Annotated in this window: 14 protein-coding genes; 5 read left to right on the top strand and 9 right to left on the bottom strand. The window is 70.1% G+C overall.

Going from position 1 to position 18,612, the window contains the following annotated elements; translation table 11 throughout:
- Positions 1 to 4: 4 nt before the first annotated feature.
- Positions 5 to 580 carry a TetR family transcriptional regulator gene (locus tag AC1DWC_RS17505; protein ID WP_477910030.1) on the bottom strand — a complete coding sequence of 192 codons (576 nt, stop codon included), beginning with the start codon at positions 578 to 580 and terminating at the stop codon, positions 5 to 7.
- Between the two features lie 119 nt (positions 581 to 699).
- On the opposite strand from AC1DWC_RS17505, the gene AC1DWC_RS17500 reads away from it, so the two are divergent.
- Positions 700 to 2,304 (top strand): MFS transporter, encoded by a 1,605-nt coding sequence (locus AC1DWC_RS17500; protein ID WP_477910028.1) that lies wholly within the window; start codon positions 700 to 702, stop codon positions 2,302 to 2,304.
- 65 nt (positions 2,305 to 2,369) lie between these two features.
- Here the strand turns inward: AC1DWC_RS17500 and AC1DWC_RS17495 are convergent, their stop codons facing one another.
- Positions 2,370 to 3,224: an SDR family oxidoreductase gene (locus AC1DWC_RS17495; protein WP_477910026.1), complete on the bottom strand. Its 855-nt coding sequence runs from the start codon at positions 3,222 to 3,224 to the stop codon at positions 2,370 to 2,372.
- 187 nt (positions 3,225 to 3,411) lie between these two features.
- Between AC1DWC_RS17495 and AC1DWC_RS17490 the strand changes: the two genes are divergently transcribed.
- Positions 3,412 to 3,741 (top strand): winged helix-turn-helix transcriptional regulator, encoded by a 330-nt coding sequence (locus AC1DWC_RS17490; RefSeq protein WP_477910128.1) that lies wholly within the window; start codon positions 3,412 to 3,414, stop codon positions 3,739 to 3,741.
- 89 nt (positions 3,742 to 3,830) lie between these two features.
- Here the strand turns inward: AC1DWC_RS17490 and lpdA are convergent, their stop codons facing one another.
- Together lpdA and AC1DWC_RS17480 are read right to left on the bottom strand one after the other, a co-directional pair.
- Positions 3,831 to 5,240, bottom strand: coding sequence for a dihydrolipoyl dehydrogenase (gene lpdA / locus AC1DWC_RS17485; RefSeq protein ID WP_477910024.1), 1,410 nt, complete (start codon positions 5,238 to 5,240; stop codon positions 3,831 to 3,833).
- Positions 5,241 to 5,289: 49 nt separating this feature from the next.
- Positions 5,290 to 6,276 carry a dipeptidase gene (locus AC1DWC_RS17480; protein WP_072842507.1) on the bottom strand — a complete coding sequence of 329 codons (987 nt, stop codon included), beginning with the start codon at positions 6,274 to 6,276 and terminating at the stop codon, positions 5,290 to 5,292.
- Positions 6,277 to 6,312: 36 nt separating this feature from the next.
- Between AC1DWC_RS17480 and AC1DWC_RS17475 the strand changes: the two genes are divergently transcribed.
- Positions 6,313 to 8,340 carry a prolyl oligopeptidase family serine peptidase gene (locus tag AC1DWC_RS17475; protein WP_477910022.1) on the top strand — a complete coding sequence of 676 codons (2,028 nt, stop codon included), beginning with the start codon at positions 6,313 to 6,315 and terminating at the stop codon, positions 8,338 to 8,340.
- A 136-nt stretch (positions 8,341 to 8,476) separates the two neighbouring features.
- Positions 8,477 to 9,835, top strand: a complete 1,359-nt coding sequence (locus tag AC1DWC_RS17470) for a diacylglycerol/lipid kinase family protein (protein ID WP_477910020.1) — start codon at positions 8,477 to 8,479, stop codon at positions 9,833 to 9,835.
- Between the two features lie 37 nt (positions 9,836 to 9,872).
- Here the strand turns inward: AC1DWC_RS17470 and AC1DWC_RS17465 are convergent, their stop codons facing one another.
- From AC1DWC_RS17465 to AC1DWC_RS17450, 4 genes are read right to left on the bottom strand one after another with little or no spacing between them, the layout of a single operon-like run.
- Positions 9,873 to 11,567 carry a SulP family inorganic anion transporter gene (locus AC1DWC_RS17465; protein ID WP_477910018.1) on the bottom strand — a complete coding sequence of 565 codons (1,695 nt, stop codon included), beginning with the start codon at positions 11,565 to 11,567 and terminating at the stop codon, positions 9,873 to 9,875.
- 9 nt (positions 11,568 to 11,576) lie between these two features.
- Positions 11,577 to 14,381 carry a cation-translocating P-type ATPase gene (locus AC1DWC_RS17460; RefSeq protein ID WP_477910126.1) on the bottom strand — a complete coding sequence of 935 codons (2,805 nt, stop codon included), beginning with the start codon at positions 14,379 to 14,381 and terminating at the stop codon, positions 11,577 to 11,579.
- A gap of 37 nt (positions 14,382 to 14,418) precedes the next feature.
- Positions 14,419 to 15,222: a polyphosphate kinase 2 gene (gene ppk2 / locus AC1DWC_RS17455; RefSeq protein ID WP_477910016.1), complete on the bottom strand. Its 804-nt coding sequence runs from the start codon at positions 15,220 to 15,222 to the stop codon at positions 14,419 to 14,421.
- 39 nt (positions 15,223 to 15,261) lie between these two features.
- Complete coding sequence (locus AC1DWC_RS17450; protein WP_072842810.1) at positions 15,262 to 15,660, bottom strand: DUF7144 family membrane protein; 399 nt, start codon at positions 15,658 to 15,660, stop codon at positions 15,262 to 15,264.
- A gap of 171 nt (positions 15,661 to 15,831) precedes the next feature.
- On the opposite strand from AC1DWC_RS17450, the gene AC1DWC_RS17445 reads away from it, so the two are divergent.
- Positions 15,832 to 16,134, top strand: a complete 303-nt coding sequence (locus tag AC1DWC_RS17445) for a three-helix bundle dimerization domain-containing protein (protein WP_477910014.1) — start codon at positions 15,832 to 15,834, stop codon at positions 16,132 to 16,134.
- 80 nt (positions 16,135 to 16,214) lie between these two features.
- Here AC1DWC_RS17445 and AC1DWC_RS17440 read toward each other — a convergent pair whose 3' ends face one another.
- Positions 16,215 to 18,611 carry a serine/threonine-protein kinase gene (locus tag AC1DWC_RS17440; RefSeq protein WP_477910012.1) on the bottom strand — a complete coding sequence of 799 codons (2,397 nt, stop codon included), beginning with the start codon at positions 18,609 to 18,611 and terminating at the stop codon, positions 16,215 to 16,217.
- Between the last annotated feature and the right edge of the window lies 1 nt (position 18,612).

Below are 18,612 nucleotides of genomic sequence, written 5' to 3'. Positions count from 1 at the left end.
CGGGTCAGGGAGCGCAGAGCCGGCGGACGGCCTCGCGCACCACGTCACGGCGGTGCGCGAGGGCGTATTCGTCGAGGCCGTCGTTGCAGTCGGCGCAGGGCGCCACCACCCAGCCGAAGACGATGCCGAACATCATGGTGATCAGTTCCCGCGGCTCCCAGCGGGCGTCGACGATGCCGTCCGACTGCGCCCGCCGGATCGAGCCGATTCGGCGTTCCCAGCTCGGGTGCGACTCGGCCAGTTCGCGCATCCGGGTCGACTCGCCCTGCAGCTGTCCCCAGATCATCATTCGCTGGATGTCGGGTTTGGCGAGCATGTCGTCGAACAGCGCGACCGCTTGTTCCGGCAGGTCGGCGCCGTCGAACGAGAGGCGCTCCATGGCCTCGGCGAAGTTGGCGTCGAGCACCGCGTGGAACAGGGCCACCTTGTCGCCGAAGTACGCGTACAGGCGCTCCTTGCTGGCCTTCGCCTCCGACGCGATGCGGTCGATGCGCGCTCCGGCCAACCCGTAGGTGCCGAACTCGGCGCTCGCCGCGGCGAGGATCCGCTGTTTCGTTGCACTCACGTCCGGGGCTGCCATGGTGACGATCGTAACCGAACGAACTATTTCGTTTGACTCGACCAGGGGCGACTCCGTAGCTTCAGGCCGGTCGTCCGTGCGATCGCCGTGGCGTGTAACCGCCGACCCCGAGGAATCCCGTGACCACCATCTCCACCGTCGAGAGCGCCGCCGGGCCGGCCTCCGACAACCCCAACCACGACCGGCGCTGGCTGGTGCTCTGCATCGTCGCGTTCGCGCAACTGATGGTCGTGCTCGACAGCACGATCGTCTCGATCGCGCTGCCCGCGGCGCAGGCCGACCTGAACATCAGCGACCTCGACCGCGCGTGGGTGGTCACGTCCTACGCGCTCGCGTTCGGCGCGCTGCTGCTGCTGGGCGGCCGCATCGCCGACTACTGGGGACGCAAGCGCTCGTTCGTCGTCGGCATGGCCGGCTTCGCGGTCGCGTCGGCCGTCGGCGGGTTCGCCCAGACCGGCATCGAGCTGTTCGTCGCCCGGGCCGGCCAGGGCGTGTTCGCGGCGCTGCTCGCCCCCGCCGCCCTGTCCATCCTGACCACCACCTTCGTCGGCGAGAAGGAGCGCGCCAAGGCGTTCGCCGTGTACGGCGCGATCTCCGGCGGCGGCGCGGCCATCGGCCTGCTGCTCGGCGGCATCCTGACGCAGTACGTGGACTGGCGCTGGTGCCTGCTGGTGAACGTCCCGATCGCCCTGTTCGCGATCGCCGTCACCGTGCCGATCGTCAAGGAGACCAAGGCACACGGCGACACCAGCTACGACCTGCCCGGCGCGGTCCTGATCGCCCTCGGCCTCGGCTCGCTGGTCTACGGCTTCACCCGGGCCGAGCACGGCTGGGGCCGGACCGACACCATCACGTTCATCGCGCTGGGACTGGCCTTCCTCGCGCTCTTCGTGCTGGTGGAGCGCCGCACCGCCAACCCCCTGCTGCCGCTGAGCATTCCGTGGCATCGCGACCGCGGCGCGGCCCTGATCGGCTCGATGGTGGTCGGTTCGGTCCTGCTCGGCGCCACCCTGTACCTGACGTTCTACCTGCAGATCGTGCTCGGATTCAGCCCCGCCATGGCGGGCGCCGCCGCCCTGCCGATGACGTTCTTCATCGTGATCGCGTCCACCGTGGCTGCGCAGCTGTCCACCCGGATCGGACCGAAGCCGCTGATGGTGGCCGGTCCCGTGATCTCGGCGGCCGGGCTGCTGCTGCTCTCGCAGATCGGGGTGCACAGCTCCTACTGGACCCACGTCCTGCCGGGCCTGGCGGTCCTCGGCCTCGGCCTCGGGCTGCTGATGGTGCCGATGCAGAACCTGGCACTGGTCGGCGTCCCGAACCACGACGCCGGCGCCGCGAGCGCCCTGGTCAACGCCACCATGCAGGTGGGCGGCGCGATCGGCACCGCGCTGTTCACCACCATCTACGCGTCGGCGAAGTCCGCGTTCACCACCGAGCACGCGGCGCCCGTTCCCCCCGCGGGCGTACCGGACTCGATGGTCCCGACCGACCTGACGGGCGCCGGTCTCCCGGACCCCGACCAGCTCGCCCTGCTGCCGCAGCCGGTGCAGGACTTCGTCGACTCCCTGACGGACTACTTCTTCGGGGCCGAGGTGTCGGGCTACGCCGCCGCCTTCGTCTGGGCGGCGGTCCTGATGGCCGTCGTCACCCCGGTCGTGCTGGTACTGGTCCGCGCCAAGAAGGGCGATCTGCCCGACGAGGCCGCCGTCGGCATGCACTGAGCGGCTCCGCCGCTCGTGCGCGGTTGGCAGACCCCTGGACCCAACCACGCACGAGCCCGGAGGGCCTAGAGGGCGTCGCGGAGTACGTCGGCGACCGGCGTGGACTCGCGGCCGATCAGGGCCTGCAGGTCGCCGCTGGTGGTGTCGAGCGCACCGGCCTTGATGCCGGTGTCGGAGTTCGCGAGCATCCCGGCATAGACGGCTGGTATGCCCGCACCCTCGAGTAGGGCACGGAACTGGTCCTCCGAGAGATCCTGGTAGACAACCGACTTGCCCGATGCCACGGAGATCTTCTCGGCGAGTTCGGCGAGGGTCAGGCGCTCGTCGCCGCCGAGCTCGTAGACCTTCCCTGCCTGGCCCTCTGCGAGCAGCACGGCCGCAGCCGCCTCGGCGTAGTCGGCCCGCGAGGCGGCCGCGAGGCGGCCCTCGCCACCGGCGCCGGCCAGCACCCCACGCTCGACGGTGCCGCCGAGGTCGTTCGTGTAGTTCTCCCAGTACCAGCCGTTGCGCAGCAGGGCGTGATCGATGCCCGACGCGGCGAGCAGACCCTCGGTGGCCTTGTGGTCGGGTGCGAGCGAGAGCGGGGTGGCGTCGGCACGCAGCACGGAGGTGTACGCGACGAAGCCGACCCCGGCAGACCTCGCGGCGTTGACGACGTTGGCGTGCTGCGCAAGCCGGCTTCCCGGCTCGCTGCCGGAGATCATCAGCAGCCGATCGACCCCGGCCAGCGCGGCCTCGAGCGCGGCGCGGTCGGCGTAGTCCGCCCGCCGGACCTGCACCCCCTTCACGGCGAGGTCGGCCGCCTTCGCCGGATCGCGGACGACGGCGACGAGGTCCGCGGCGGGCACGCCGCGACGCAGCAGCGCGTCGAGAGCCAGGCGGCCCAGGTGTCCGGTGGCGCCGGTGACTGCGATGGTCATGAGAACTCCTTCAAGTTGAACCTTCAATACAACGCTCACCTTCATCATGCACTTATTTTTAGTAAGTGCCAACAAAGACGTAAGTGCTGCGTCATGGGCCGGTAGTAACCTGAAGTTCGTGACCGCCCCCGACCTGCCGCAACCCGCACGCGATGACCCCTCACTCGAGGCCGACGTCTTCGCGCGTATGTGCCGCTCGCGCACGGTGCTGCAGAACGTCACCGGCCGCTGGGGGACGCTGGCGCTGGCAGCGCTGGCCGAGGGCCCGTACCGGTTCGGCGCGCTGCGGCGCCGGGTGGACGGCGTCAGCGAACGGATGTTGGCGCAGACGCTGCAGCAACTCGAACGGGACGGCCTGGTGCACCGCGAGGTCCGCGAGACCATCCCGCCGAACGTGGAGTACAGCCTCACCCCGGCGGGCGCGGAGGTCGCGGCGCAGGTGACGGCCCTGATCCGGCTGGTCGAGTCCCGGATGCCGCAGATCACCGAGGCGCAGGCCCACTACGACGCGCGCTGACCCTGCCCCCTCCAGGAATGCGAACGGCCCCGCTCCCGACAGGGAGCGGGGCCGTTTCGGCCGTGCGGGTGAAGAATAAGTGGCGGGCCTCAGAAGTTGATCATGTGTCCGGCGAGGCCGTGGATGGCCTCCTGCAGCGCCTCGCTGAGCGTGGGGTGCGTGTGGACGTTGCGCGCGAGCTCGTTGACCGTCAGGTCCCACTTCTGGGCCAGGGTCAGCTCGGGCAGCAGCTCGGAGACGTCGGGGCCGATGAGGTGGCCGCCGAGCAGCTCGCCGTGCGTCTTGTCGGCGATGAGCTTGACGAAGCCGTACGGGTCTGCCAGGCCGTGCGCCTTGCCGTTCGCGGTGAACGGGAAGGTCGCGACCTTGACGTCGTAGCCCTCCGCCTTGGCCTGCTCCTCGGTGAGACCGAAGCTCGCGACCTGCGGCTGGCAGAAGGTGGCGCGCGGCATCATCCGGTAGTCGCCCAGCTCGAGGGTCTCGGCGTTGCCGATGGTCTCGGCGGCGACGACGCCCTGTGCCTCGGCGACGTGCGCGAGCTGCAGCTTCGCGGTGACGTCACCGATCGCGTAGATGCCGGGGACGTTGGTGCGCATCCGCTCGTCGATCGCGATGGCGGCGCCGCGGTCGGTGAGGGCGACGCCGGTGTTCTCCAGGCCGAAGCCCTCGATCTGCGGGGCGAAGCCGATGGCCTGCAGCACCTTGTCGACCACGACGGTCTCGACCTGGTCGCTGCCGTTCTTGGCCATGGTGACGGTGACGCCGGCGGCGCCGTTGTCGGTGATCGTCTGGACCCCGGTGGAGGTCTTGATGTCGATCCCGTACTTCTTGTACCGCTTCGCGATCTCCTTGGAGACGTCCGCGTCCTCGTTCGGCAGCGCGCGGTCGAGGAACTCGACGATCGTCACCTTCACGCCGTAGTTGTGCAGGACGTAGGCGAACTCCATGCCGATCGCGCCGGCACCGACGATGAGGATCGAGCCCGGCAGGTCCTTGGTGAGGATCTGCTCTTCGTAGGTCACCACGTTCGCGCTGAGCGAGGTGCCCGGCAGCAGGCGGGTCTTGGTGCCGGTGGCGATGATGACGTTGTCGAAGGTGACGGACTCCGTGGAGCCGTCGGCCTTGGTCACCGTGATGGCCTTGGCGCCGGTGAAGCTGCCGCGACCCTCGTACTCGGTGATCTTGTTCTTCTTCATCAGGAAGTGCACGCCCTTGACGCGGCCGTCGGCTACCTGCCGGCTGCGGTCGAAGGCTGCTCCGAAGTCGAAGCTCACGTCTCCCGAGATGCCGAAGGTCTTGGCCTCGTTGTGGAAGATGTGCGCGAGCTCCGCGTTGCGCAGGAGCGCCTTGGACGGGATGCAGCCCACGTTGAGGCAGACACCGCCCCAGTACTTCTCTTCGATGATGGCGGTTTTCAGGCCCAGCTGTGCCGCGCGGATAGCAGCGACGTACCCACCGGGACCGGCACCGAGGACAACGACGTCATAGTGTGAGGTCACGAGACATCAGGGTAGTCCCGTCCCGATTCGCTGTCCCGAGACGGTCTCCTTACCCGCCGGTAGACCACACCTGTGCGGCCACGCGGGCGAAGTTGCCGCCGTACACGGCCTCGATCGCGGGCTCGTCGAACCCCCGCTCGCGCAGCACCCGGTCCAGGGTCAGGGTGTCCTCCGGCGGCACCCACTGCAGCGGGCCCCACGCGGTGTACGCCGCGGAGAAGGACTCCGAGTGGGTGGCGATCTCGACGAGGAAGTCCTCATGGTCGAACGAGTAGTCCGACCCGATCCCGACGTGTTCGACGCCGACCAGGTCGACGGCGGCCTCGATGTGGTCGGCCATCGCGGACAGCCGGCGCGCGTGGTCGTCCGGGCCGTTGACGCCGAGGAAGATGCCGACACCGTTGATCCCGATCACCCCGCCGGTCTCGGCGCAGGTGCGGGCCTGCTCGTCGGTGATGTTGCGGGGGTGCTCCCACAGCCGGCGCAGGTTGGAGTGGCTGTAGATCATCGGCCGCGTCGTGGTCTCGGCCAGGTCCAGACCGGTCCGGACCGAGCAGTGCGAGCCGTCGACCATCATCCCTACCGCGTTCATCTCGCGGACCAGGTCGCGGCCGTACCCGGTCAGTCCGGTGTCGGTGGCGTCGAGGCACCCGCAGCCCGCCGCGTTGGCGTGGTTGTAGGTGGGCAGCATCGAGCGCACCCCCAGCCGGTAGAAGTGCGCGAGGTTGGCCGGGTCACCGTCCAGGGGGTTGGAGTCCTCGAGGTCGAAGGCCAGCGCGATCCCACCGCCGGCGCGGACGGCGTCCACGTCCGCGAGGGTGGCGATCGGCTCGACGGCGTCGTACTCCCGCGCCTGGTCCCGGAAGCTCTCGGCGATGCCGGTCGCCTCGGCGAGCGACTGCGGCGCGTACCCCACGTTGACCGAGAGGTAGCTGCCCGCCGGCCGGCGGTACCGCAGCAACTCCCCGATCGAGGCGCTCGGCTGCAGCGGCAGGCAGCAGTGCTGCTCCCAGAGTGGATAGCTCGGCGCGGTCATTCGCCGAACGCTAGCCGATCGCCCGACACTGCAAGAATGTCCGACATGACCGACCCGTATCTCTGGCTCGAGGATGTCACCGGCGACGCCGCCCTGGACTGGGTGCGCGCCCGCAACGCCCGCACCGTCGCCGAATTCGCCGACGACGCCGAGTTCGCCGGGTTGCGGGAGCGGATCCGGGCGGTGCTCGACACCGACGCCCGGATCCCGTACGTCCGCCGCCGTGGCGAGTTCCTCTACAACTTCTGGCGCGACGGTGCGCACGTGCGGGGACTGTGGCGGCGCACCACCATGGACGAGTACCGCACCGCGGCACCGCGTTGGGACGTGCTGTGCGACCTCGACGCGCTGGCCGAGGCCGAGGGCGAGAACTGGGTGTGGACCTCCTCGCAGGTGCTTCGGCCCGACGAGACCCGGGCCCTGATCAGCCTCTCGCGCGGCGGCGCCGACGCCGCCGTGATCCGCGAGTTCGACCTGGTGCGACGCGAGTTCGTGACGCCCGAGGAGGGCGGTTTCTTCCTGCCCGAGGCCAAGTCCGACGTCGACTGGATCGACATCGACACCGTTTTCGTCGGCACCGACACCGGCGACGGTTCCCTCACCGACTCCGGGTACCCGCGGGTGGCCGCACGCTGGCGCCGCGGCACCCCGGTCGACGAGGCGGTGCCCGTCTACGAGGGCAAGCAGACCGACGTGGCGGTATCCGCCTGGCACGACCGCACGCCCGGCTTCGAGCGGGACTTCGTCGACCGCGCCGTCGACTTCTACTCCTCGCAGCGCTTCGAACTGCGGGGCGACGGCGACCTGGTCCGGATCGATACGCCCGAGGACGCCGGACTGTCGGTGCACCGCGAGTGGCTGCTGGTCCGCACCCGCTCCCCCTGGACCGTCGGGGACCGTGAATTCGCCTCGGGCACACTGCTGGCCGCGCGGTACGACGACTACCTGGCGGGGTCGCGGGAGCTGACGGTGCTCTTCGAGCCCGACGCGCACACCTCGCTCGAGCAGTACGTCTGGACGCGCCACCACCTGCTGCTGGTGACCCTGCGGGACGTGCAGACCCGGATGCGGGTGCTCACCCCCCACCCCGACGGCTGGTCCGACGTGCCGTTCGAGGGCCTGCCCGCGCTCAACGCCACCGACGTCCTCGACGTCGATCCGGTCGAGAGCGACGAGTACCTCCTCAACTCCAGCGGGTACACCACGCCCGCCACGCTGCTGCACGGCTACGTCGGCGAGCCCGTCGAGTCGCTCAAGCAGGCGCCGACCTTCTTCGACGCCGAATCTCTCACCGTCACACAGCACTTCGCCACGTCCGACGACGGCACGTCGGTCCCGTACTTCATGGTCCGCCGCGACGGCACCCCGGCCGGGCCGACCCTGCTGTACGGCTACGGCGGCTTCGAGAACTCGATGGTGCCGGGCTACAGCGGCGCCCTGGGCCTGGGCTGGCTCGAGCGCGGCGGCACCTACGTGGTCGCGAACATCCGCGGCGGCGGCGAGTACGGCCCCGACTGGCACACCCAGGCGCTCAAGGCCGGTCGACACAAGGCATTCGAGGACTTCGCCGCGGTCGCGCGCGACCTGGTCGCGCGCGGGATCACCACCGCCGCGCAACTCGGAGCACACGGCGGCAGCAACGGCGGGCTGCTGATGGGCGTCATGCTCACGCGGTACCCCGAACTCTTCGGTGCCATCGTGTGCCAGGTGCCGCTGCTGGACATGCGGCGCTACCACCTGCTGCTGGCCGGCGCGTCCTGGATGGCCGAGTACGGCGACCCCGACGACCCGGCCGAGTGGGAGTTCATCTCGCAGTACTCGCCGTACCAGAACACCGACCCGGACCGCGCCTACCCGCCGGTCCTGATCGCCACCTCGACGCGTGACGACCGGGTGCACCCCGGGCACGCGCGGAAGATGGCCGCGCTGCTCGAGGAACAGGGCCACCCGGTCTGGTACCACGAGAACATCGAGGGCGGGCACGGCGGCGCCGCGGACAACGCGCAGCAGGCGTTCAAGTCCGCGCTGACCTACGAGTTCCTGTGGCGGCAGCTGGCGTCCTGACGTCTCCGGCGTCGCGGCGGTGTCATTAGACGCCAGCTACGTTCCGCGGCGCCGGCAATACCGCTGTGATCGTCCCCCTCCGGGTGGATGATGAACCAGACGGCAAGTCGCACCTCCGCCGGGAAGGCCTGATCAGATGTCCGAGTATCCGTCGGTCGAACAGGTGGTCACCGGTGACGGCGCCCGGCGCTGGTGGGCGTGGGCGGCGCTGGCGTGTTCGGTCGGCGCGGCGGCGGTGCCCGTGCTGTCCGCCGGAATACTGGGCACGGTGGGGTTGGTCGTCGTCGGGGTCGGCGGTGTGGTGGTCACGGTGGCCGCCCTGTACTGGTTCCTCACCCGCCGCGGGGCGGCGAGGTGGATCTCCCTGGGCGTGGCGGTGCTCGCACCGATCGCCGTCCTGGCCATGTTCGTCCGCGCCGGCCTGCTGCTGGAGGTGCTCGTCGCGTACGCGCTGGGGCTGCTGTCCCTCGTGTGCGCCCGCGCCGCCCTGCGCGGCGGGCGCTCGGAGACCGCCATGCCGGAGTTGCCCGCGCCGCCACCACAACACCCGTTCCTGATCATGAACCCGCATTCCGGCGGGGGGAAGGTTGCCAAGTTCGACCTGGTGCGCCGGGCCGAGGAACTGGGCGCCGAGGTCGCGCTGCTCGAGGGACCCGGCATCGTCGACGTCACCGCGCTGGCCCGCCAGGCGGTGGCCGACGGCGCCGACCTGCTGGGGGTGGCGGGCGGGGACGGGACCCAGGCGCTGGTGGCAGCGGTCGCCGCCGAACACCGACTGCCGTTCCTGGTGATCAGCGCCGGAACCCGCAACCACTTCGCGATGGACCTCGGCCTCGACCGCACCGATCCGACCCGTTCGCTGGACGCGATCCGGGACGGCGTCGAGCTTCGCGTCGACCTCGGCACCATCAACGGCCGCACCTTCGTCAACAACGCCTCGTTCGGCGTCTACGCCGAAATCGTCCGAAGCCCCGCCTACCGGGACGACAAGGCGGGCACCGTGCTGGGGCTGCTCCCGGATCTGCTCACCGGACACACCGGGCCTCGACTCGTCGCGCGCATCGGCGACACGGTGGTGACCGGACCGCAGGCGGTCCTGGTGAGCAACAACCCCTACGGCAACAGCGACCTCGCGGGACTGAGCCACCGGGACCGTCTCGACCGCGGCGTCCTCGGTGCGGTCGCGCTGACGGTGACGAACACGCGCCAGGCGGTCGGCCTGCTGCGCCGCACCCGGGTTCAGGGTCTGACGCAGCTGACGGCGGCCGAGGTGGTCGTCGACGCCGACACCCCGGAGATCCCAGTGGGTGTCGACGGCGAATCCCTGCTGCTCCGTACCCCGGTGCGGTGCACCGTCGAACCCGGCGCCTTGCGGGTACAGGTTCCCAGGACGCGCCCCGGGGTGCGTACATCCGCGCCGGCCTTCGACTGGGTTCGACTGTGGCAGATTGCGTCCCGGCCCCGCTCCGGCTCCCGATCCGGGTCGGGCGACTGAACCTCCCGGTCGCGCCCGGCCGTCAGCTGTCGGCCGATTACCCGGGGCTGCGAGCCCGGAAGTCGCTCACGGCGGCCTCGACCGTGGGGTAGAAGTGCGTCGCGTCGAACCTCTCGCCCAGCCCGAACCGGATGAGCCGGTCCTTGACCGGGCCCTTCATCTCCGCGAACGCCAACCGGATCCCGTTGCCCTCCAGGTACGTGTCGAGGTCGACGAGTTCGTCGACGGCGGTGGTGTCGAGTCCGGTGATCGGCTCGGCCGCGACGACCACCCATTCGACCGGGGTCGGGGCCTTCGCCACCACCGACCGCACGTACTCGTCGAATATCTGGCCGTTCGCGAAGAAGAGTGGCGCGTCGAACCGCACCAGCACCAGTCCGGGGATGCGGTCCCCGCCGGGGTGACGCACGACGTCGTGGAAGCCCGGGCGGTCCGTAGTCTCGACGAGTTCGGTGCGGTACGGCTGCCAGGCCTGCGCGACCACCGCGACGAACGACAGCCCGATCGCCACGAGGATGCCCTGCAGCACGCCCACCAGCGCCACCCCGAGGAACGCCGCCGCCGCGAGGCCGAACTCCACGGTGCTCATGCGCCACATCCGGACCATGCCGCGCACGTCGACCAGCGCCGTGGCCGCGACGATCACCACGGCCCCGAGGGTGGCATCGGGTAGGTAGGCGGTGACCCCGGGCGCGACGAGCACGAACAGCAGTACCGCGAGTGCGCCGACGACGCCGGCCAGTTGGGTGCGGGCGCCGCTCTGTTCGGCCACCGGGGTCCGGGACCCGCTCGCCGAGATCGGGAAGCCACCGAACAGCCCGCCGGCCACGTTGGCGACCCCGATCGCCTTCATCTCGGTGCTGCCGTTCACGTCCTCCCCGTGCCGGGCGGCGAAGGTGCGCGAGAGCACGCCGCTGTCTGCGAACGCGATCAGGGCGATACCGGCCGCGGGCCCGATCAGGTGCCCGACGTCCTGCCAGTCGACGCCGCCGACGGTCGGCAGCGGTAACCCCTTCGGCAGCGCACCGACCATCCCGATGTCGTCGGTCAGTCCCGCCGAGGCGGACAGCACGATCGCCCCGATCACGGCCACCAGCACCCCGGGCACTGCGGGGACCCACACCCGGAACCCGACGATGACGGCCAGCGAGCCGATGCCGACCGCGGCGGCGAGGGGATCGACCTCCCCGCCGACCACGGCCTGCCCGATCTCCGCGATCTCGCCGAGCACCCCGGACGCGTCGACCGAGATCCCGAGCAGCTTGGGCAGCTGACCGACCACGACGATGAGTGCGATCGCGTTGAGGTATCCGAGCCGGATTGGCTTCGAGAGCAGTTCGGTGACGAAGCCGAGATTCAGGAACCCGCCGACGAGGAGGATGAGCCCGACGAGGACGGCCAGCACGCCGGCGAGGGCGAGCGCCTCCTCGGGGTCCCCGGTCACCGCCAACGGCAGCACCGCGGCGGCGATGAGCGGTGCCAGCGACGAGTCCGGGCCGAGCACGAGAATCTTCGACGGCCCCACCAGCGCGTACGCGAGGAGCGGCACGATGGTGGCGTAGAGCCCGGCGTACGCGGGCAGCCCGGCGGCCTCGGCGTACCCCATCCCGGCGGGGATCAGCAGGGCGGTGAGGACGAGGCCGGCGGTGACGTCGGCGCGCAGCCACTCACGGCGGTACCCCCGGGCCGTCGCGACCCCGGGCAGCCGGCCCAGACCTTCTCGCCAGGACATGGTTCGCGGTCAGCGGGCGCGGGCCCGTTGCGGGTCGACGGCGACCTCGGCGGGGATCGGCGGGAGCGGCTGCGCGTGCCCGCGACGCCGACGCCGCAGCGCCTTGTCCGCCTCCACGACGATCGGGACGATCAGCGACCAGCCGAGGCAGGCGAGCCACTGGCCTCCCGTCAACGACGTCGTCATCAGGAGGTCCTGGAGGAAGCCGATCTCGACCGCGAACACCGTGACGACGATCGGGACCGACAGGATCTTGAGCGCGCCGAGGACGGGCGGGACCAGTCCGGATTCCGGGTCGCGCCGCATGGCGAGCCCCCCGAATACGGAACCGAGCGAGAGCACCACGAACGCCGTCGTCATGGGGACGTTCGCCTCGGTCGTGCTCATCTCGCCCGGGGCGAGGAGCATCGCGGCAAGCGTGAGCGCGAACTGCAGCACCCCGTACGCCAGCCACTGGACAAACGCCGGCCGGTTCGCGATCGGCATCGCGCGGTCGCGGGGCGGCTTGTTCATCAGGTCCGGCGGCGCCGGGTCGAGCATGATGACGGCCACCGGGAACAGGGTGATGAAGAAGTGCTGGAAGAGCACCATCAGCGGCGTGAGTGCGACCCCGTCGTTGATGTTGAAGATGCTCGCGACGAGGAACAGCAGAACCAGCGAGAAGAGTTTCGACATCTGGTACCGGATGTACGACACGATCTTCTCGTAGATGTTGCGGCCCAGGCGAATTGCCGTGATCAGCGTCCCGAAGTTGTCGTCGGTGAGCACCATCTTGCCCGCCTGTTTGGTCACTTCGCTGCCCGAGCCCATGGCCACGCCGATGTCGGCCTTCTTCAGCGCGGCGGCGTCGTTGACGGCGTCGCCCGTCATCGCGACGACGGCGCCGTCCTTCTGCATGATGTCGGCCAGCCGGAGTTTGTCCTGCGGGGTGACGCGTCCGAACACGTGCAGTTCGGGCAGGGCCGCCGACAGCTCCTCGTCGGTCATGGCCTGAAGTTCGGGGCCGCCGATCGCGCCGGGTCCGAGGCCGAGTTCGGCGCCGATCGCGGACGCGGTGATCGCGTGGTCGCCGGTGATCATCCGAACGGCGATGCCCGCCTCGTGCGCGATGCGCACCGCTTCGATCGCCTCCGGCCGCAGCGGGTCGATGATGCCGACCATGCCGACGAACGTGAGGTCGTCGACCAACGACATGGGGTCGGCCGCCGCGGCGTCCTCGCTCCCGTCGAGCCGACGGGCGGCGAACGCCAGCACGCGAAGCCCCTTCTCGGACATGGACCGGGTCGCGGCCGCCAGCTCCTCCCGGACCTCGTCGAGCGGCACCGTCTGCCGGCCCGGCCGGAAGGCGGTCGTGCACCGGGCCAGGACCACGTCGGGTCCGCCCTTGACCAGTTCCACGAACTGGGTGCCGCCGTCGACCTGGAGGTGGTGGAAGGTCGCCATGAACTTGTACGCGGAGTCGAACGGCACCGTGGCGACGCGCGGGTAGGTCCGCCGCGTGCGCGGGGCGTCGACGCCGATCTTCGCCGCGAGCACCACCAGCGCGGCCTCGGTCGGGTCGCCGACGACCTCGCCGGTGTCGGAGACGGTGGCGTCGCTGTCGAGGCACAGCCCGTACGCCAGCAGCGTGAAGTCCGGGACCGGCTCGCCCGCCACCTGGGTGATCTTCCCGGACTTGGCGTAGCCCTCACCCTCGACCGTGTACCACCGGCAGTGGAAGTACAGCGACCGCACCGTCATCTGGTTCATCGTCAGGGTGCCGGTCTTGTCCGAGTTGATCGCGCTGGTCGCGCCGAGCGTCTCGACATCCGTCAGGTTCTTCACGACGGCCTTCGCATCGGCCAGCTGCCGCGCGCCGTAGGCCAGCATCGCCTGGACAAACGTCGGCATGCCGGTCGGGATCGCGGACACCCCCATCGAAATGCCCAGCAGCAGAAGCGTCGTGACGTCCTGTCCCCGGATCACCCCGATGACCACGATGGTCGCCACCGCCGTCCACGCGATGACACCGAGCACCTTGGTCAGCGAGTCCAGTTCCCGCTGCAGCGGAGACCTGCTCGGCGCAACCGCCGAGAGCATCGACGCGATCTGACCCATCTGGGTGTGCATGCCCGTCTCGGTGACCACCATGGTGGCGGTGCCGCGGGTGACCGAGGTGTTCTGGAAGGCCATGTTGCTGCGGTCGCCGAGCGGGACGTCGGCGGCGTCGAGGGTCTGCGGATCCTTTGCGACAGGAGCGCTCTCGCCGGTGAGTGCCGCCTCCTGGGTCTCCAGGGTGGCCGAGGTGAGCAGGCGGCCGTCCGCGGGCACGATGTCACCCGCCTCGAGCTGCACGACGTCGCCCGGCACGAGTTCGGTGGCGTCGAGCTGGATCAGCGTTCCGCCACGGATCACCCGCCCCTGCGGCGTCTGCATCTTCGCCAGCGCGTCGACGCTGGCGCGTGCCTTCACCTCCTGCCTGGTGCCCAGCACCACGTTGAGCCCGACGAGCACCGCGACCACGATCGCCGTCGGGATCTCCCCGATGACGACGCTGAGCACGGCCACCGCAACCAGCATCAGGTTCATCGGATCCCTCAGCTGCACCAGCGCGATCGACCACGTCGACGGCGCCGGCTCGGCGGCAATGACGTTGGGCCCGTACCGCCGGCGCCGTTCGTCCACCTCGCCCACCGTCAGACCCGACTGCGGATCGGTAGCGAGTGCGACCACCACAGCCTCGGCGTCCTGGGCGTGCCAGTCCGTTCGGGCCTGCGTGGTCGGGCGGGTGTGTGTGGGCGGGCGGGTGTGTGCCCCGTCCGGTGCGGGTTCCATCGTCGCCATGGCGGCTCGTCCTTCCCTGCTCGGACCCTCAGTAGGGAGTCGGAATCCAGTGCAGCGGTAGCTTCGGCCGCTCGTAGCCGTCGGCATCCTGCCGCTCCGGCAGGGTGATCTCGGGGCGCTCCAGTGGCTCGTAGGGAATCTGGCTCAGCAGGTGACTGATGACGTTGAGACGTCCACGTTTCTTGTCGTCGTTGACGGCGACGAACCAGGGCGCCCAACCGGTGTCGGTGAAGTGGATCATCTCGTCCCGGGCCCGCGAGTAGTCGTACCAGCGGCTGTACGACTTCAGGTCCAGGTCCGAGAGCTTCCAGATCTTCCGGGGGTCGTCGATCCGGCTCTGCAGGCGACGAGTCTGCTCCTCCTCGCTCACCTCCAGCCAGTACTTCAGCAGGATGACACCCGATTCCACGATCGCGCGCTCGACCGTCGGGATGAGCTCGAGGAACTGGTGTGCCTGCTCCTCCGTGCAGAAACCCATCACGCGTTCGACACCGGCGCGGTTGTACCAACTGCGGTCGAAGATGACGATCTCGCCGCTCGCCGGTAGGTGCGGCACGTACCGCTGCACGTACATCTGCGACTTCTCCCGCTCGGTGGGGGCCGGCAGCGCGACGACCCGGAACACCCGCGGGCTCACCCGCTCGGTGATCGCCTTGATCACCCCGCCCTTCCCCGCGGTGTCGCGCCCCTCGAACACGACGCAGACCTTCGCGCCGGACGCCTTCACCCACTCCTGCAGCGCGACCAGCTCGGCCTGCAGCGGCTCGAGGTGGTGGCGGTACGCCTTGTTCTTCATCGGCTTGTCGGGGCACTCCCAGTCGACTCGCCGCACGCTCAGGCAGAGCGAACGTCGCCACTTTCGGCGGCGTGGTCAGGCGCGATCCGGATCCCAGGTCGAGACGGCCCAGATGACGACGACGTCGAGCGCGATGATGAGCACCGACCACCAGGGGTAGTACGGCAACCACATGAAATTCGCGAGAATCGAGATCGCCGCGACCACCACCGCGCACACCCGCGCCCAGTCAGCCCCGGTGAACAGCGCAAGCCCGACCGCCGCGACCACGACGCCCAGACCGATGTGAATCCAGCCCCACGTGGTGAGGTCGAACTTGTACACGTAGTCCAGCCCAACCACGAACACTTGGTCCTTGGCAACCGCGGCAATGCCCTGGAACAGCTGGAGGATACCGACAGTCACCATGATGGCGGCCGCCCCGATCGACGTTCCCGCCGCAACGCTCCGCTTTGTCGATGTTGGGTCCGACATGACCGTCCCCTTTCCTGCGGCGGGCAGAGTGACCCGCCTGCGACCATTCTGCGCCGATTGCGCCGGTGTCGGTCGCGAATGCAGGCATTCGACGTCGTCGACCCGAATCGTTATGTTTCCGAATCCATTTCGGTCCTTGACCACGGCTCTTGCTGAGCAGACGATGAACCGATGACCGGTGACGACGAATTGCTCCAAGTCGACCAAGTCATCAAGCGCTTGATCACTCGATACCCGTCCGTCTCACCGGTCGACATCGAGCACACGGTGCGCAGCATTCACGGGCGCTTCGAGAACGGAAGGATCCGCGACTACGTGCCCCTTCTCGTCGAGAAGGCGGCCCGACGCGACATCGCCGACCAGATGTCGCGAGTGACAGCGGCGCCTACGGCGGTGTCGTCTGCACCCGCTGCAGTTCCGTCTGCACCCGCTGCGGTGCCGTCAGCACCCGCGGCAGTTCCGTCCCTCGGCTGACCGCGGGGTCCCGATCTGATGATCCGCGGCCGCTTCTGAGGCCACGAGAACCGTTGGGCCGCATCGCCCCGAATCCGCGACTACGGTGGCGACGACCCGCTCGCCGACATCGAGGGCGGCGAAGAAGGCGGCTGCTGCGACGGCCGGGGCCGGCCGTGGCCGGGCACCGCGCCCGACGGCACCCCGAAAGTCGCCACCCGTGCCAGGGCACGCAGGTCCGAGTCGATCCGCCGGAACAACTGGTAGACCCCGATGAAGGCGAGGATGCCGCCCAGGCACAGCACGCGGACCGTCATGTTCACGGTGCTGCCCGGACCCGCTCCGACGAAACTGAGTCCCGCGACCCCGACCAGCGGCACCGACGCCGCCACCGCCAGGTACCGGGTGCTGACGAGGCGCAGGGTCCGGATGTCGCGGCCGTCGTCACTGCGGATCTCGCCGTGCGACAACAGGATCGGGTACAGGCACCGGACCGCGTAGTACGTCACGATGAAGAAGGGGTAGGCGACCGCGACCGCCCCGCACACCACCAACGACGTGATCAGGTGCGTGTACGCCCCGAGCGGGATGCCGCCGGCCGCGACCTCCAGGGCGATCGGGTAGACGATCCCGGCCACCATCCACAGCGCAAAGCTGACCACGACCGCGCGGTGCCCCATGTTCAGCGTCGCCGCGCGCGCCCGGCCGAGCACCACGGGTCCGTAGCTGCGGCCCTCCCGCACCCCGCGCGGCACGGTGAGCGCGAGCCGGCACCACGAGAGGATCAACAGCGCCCCGAGTGGGAACGCCAGCGCCCCGATCACCAGGTGCACCTGCTCGAGATAGTGCTGCGCCGGCACGGACAGCCCCGAGACGATGAGTTCCCTGTTGTAGTAGTAGTTGTAGCCCGCCGCCAGCAGGTTCGGGATGCCGATCGCGGCGATCATGACGGGCAGCGCCCACCGCCACATCCTCGCGCGTCTGCTCGCCGGCGGCGGGTCGACCAGGTCGCGGGCGTGCGGGTCCAGGCACAGCGCGAACTGCCGGGCCAGTTTGCGTCCACTCGACCAACGGTCGGCCGGGTCGGGCGCGAGCGACCTGAGCAGGACTCGTCGCAGCGCGGCCGGGCAGTCCGCGGGGAGCGACGACTGCCTCGCGTCGTCCACGCCACGGCGCCGCCGCTCGAGCAGCACCGCGGGTGACTCACCGGACCGGGCGTCGGCAAAGGGCCTCGAGCCCGTGAGCAACTCCCACAGCATCACGCCGAGCGCGTAGATGTCGCTGCGGGTGTCGATCCGGGCGACGGCGGCCGCCTCCGGCGCGCTGACCGCGGCCAACTGCTCCGGCGACATGTAGGCGACGGAACCGGCGATCACCGAGCCGCGGCCGGGCACGTCCACCTCGGCGCTGGAACTGACGTTGAAGTCGGCCAGCTTGGGCTCGCCCTCGACGGTGAGCAGCACGTTCGCGGGCTTGATGTCGCGGTGCAGCACCCCGCGGTCGCTGGCGTAGTCCAGTGCCTCCGCCAGCCGCAGCCCGATCCAGGCGACAGTCTCCGGCCAGGACAACGCGGCGATCTCGGTTCGGATGCCGGAGTCGGCCGGCCTGATCTCGCCCTTACGGGCGAGGATGCCGTCGATCGAGTCGAGCAGCAGCCGCCCGCTCCGGTGCTCCGGCGGGGTGTCGCGGACCAGTCGCAGCACGTCCAGCAGGGTCCCGCCGGGCACGTACTCCATGAACAGCATCCGCAGGTGCCGGTCCTCGAGCACCCGCTGGTCGAAGACCCGGACGATGTACGGGTGGTCGAGCTGGGCCAGGGTCTGCGCCTCGGTGCCGACGTTGCGGGAGATCTTGAGCGCCACCCAGCGCTGCATGGAGCGTTGCCGGGCCAGGAAAACCCGGGCGAACGCGCCGTGGCCGAGCTCGGTCACCAGGTCGAAGTCGTCGAGGCGATGACCCACCGCGAGGTCCTCGCTGCCCGGCAGGTCGAGCCCGCCCGCTCCCACGCTCCGCGGGTCGTGTTCGCGCAGCCACTCGAAGCGTTCGGCCTGCAGCGGAAACTCCGCGACGTACTCGTCGGGGTCGACGGCCTCGCCGCTCAGGCGCCGTACCCGGTACTCCTCGTAGACGAGCTCCGGCGGCAGCGGCGCGGCCAGCAGCTCCGGGAACTCGAGGCAGTAGTCCGCGATCCGCTTCGGCCGGTGCGCGCGCAGCCACCGGTAGGCCAGGTCGACCATGGTCAACTCCACCAGCGCGGCGCGACGGACCGCGTCGGTGTCCGGCAGGTAGTCGGTCAGGTCGGACGGCGCGCCGGACTCCTCCCAGTGCGCGACGAGTCGCCCCACACCGGTGTCGACGACGAACCCGGTGTTCGGACCGCTCCCCCGCGACCGGATGCCCCGCGGCTCGGTGGACGACGGCCCGGTGTCCGGGCCGAGCGTCGGGGGCGGACCGGCGACGACGGTCGCGTCACCCTGGTGCGGCGCCGGCCTGTCCATG

The sequence above is a fragment of the Rhodococcus sp. P4_C10 genome (assembly GCF_056402135.1).
Note: the sequence above shows the minus strand (reverse complement) of the source record. Positions and strands in the feature narration are given on the sequence as shown.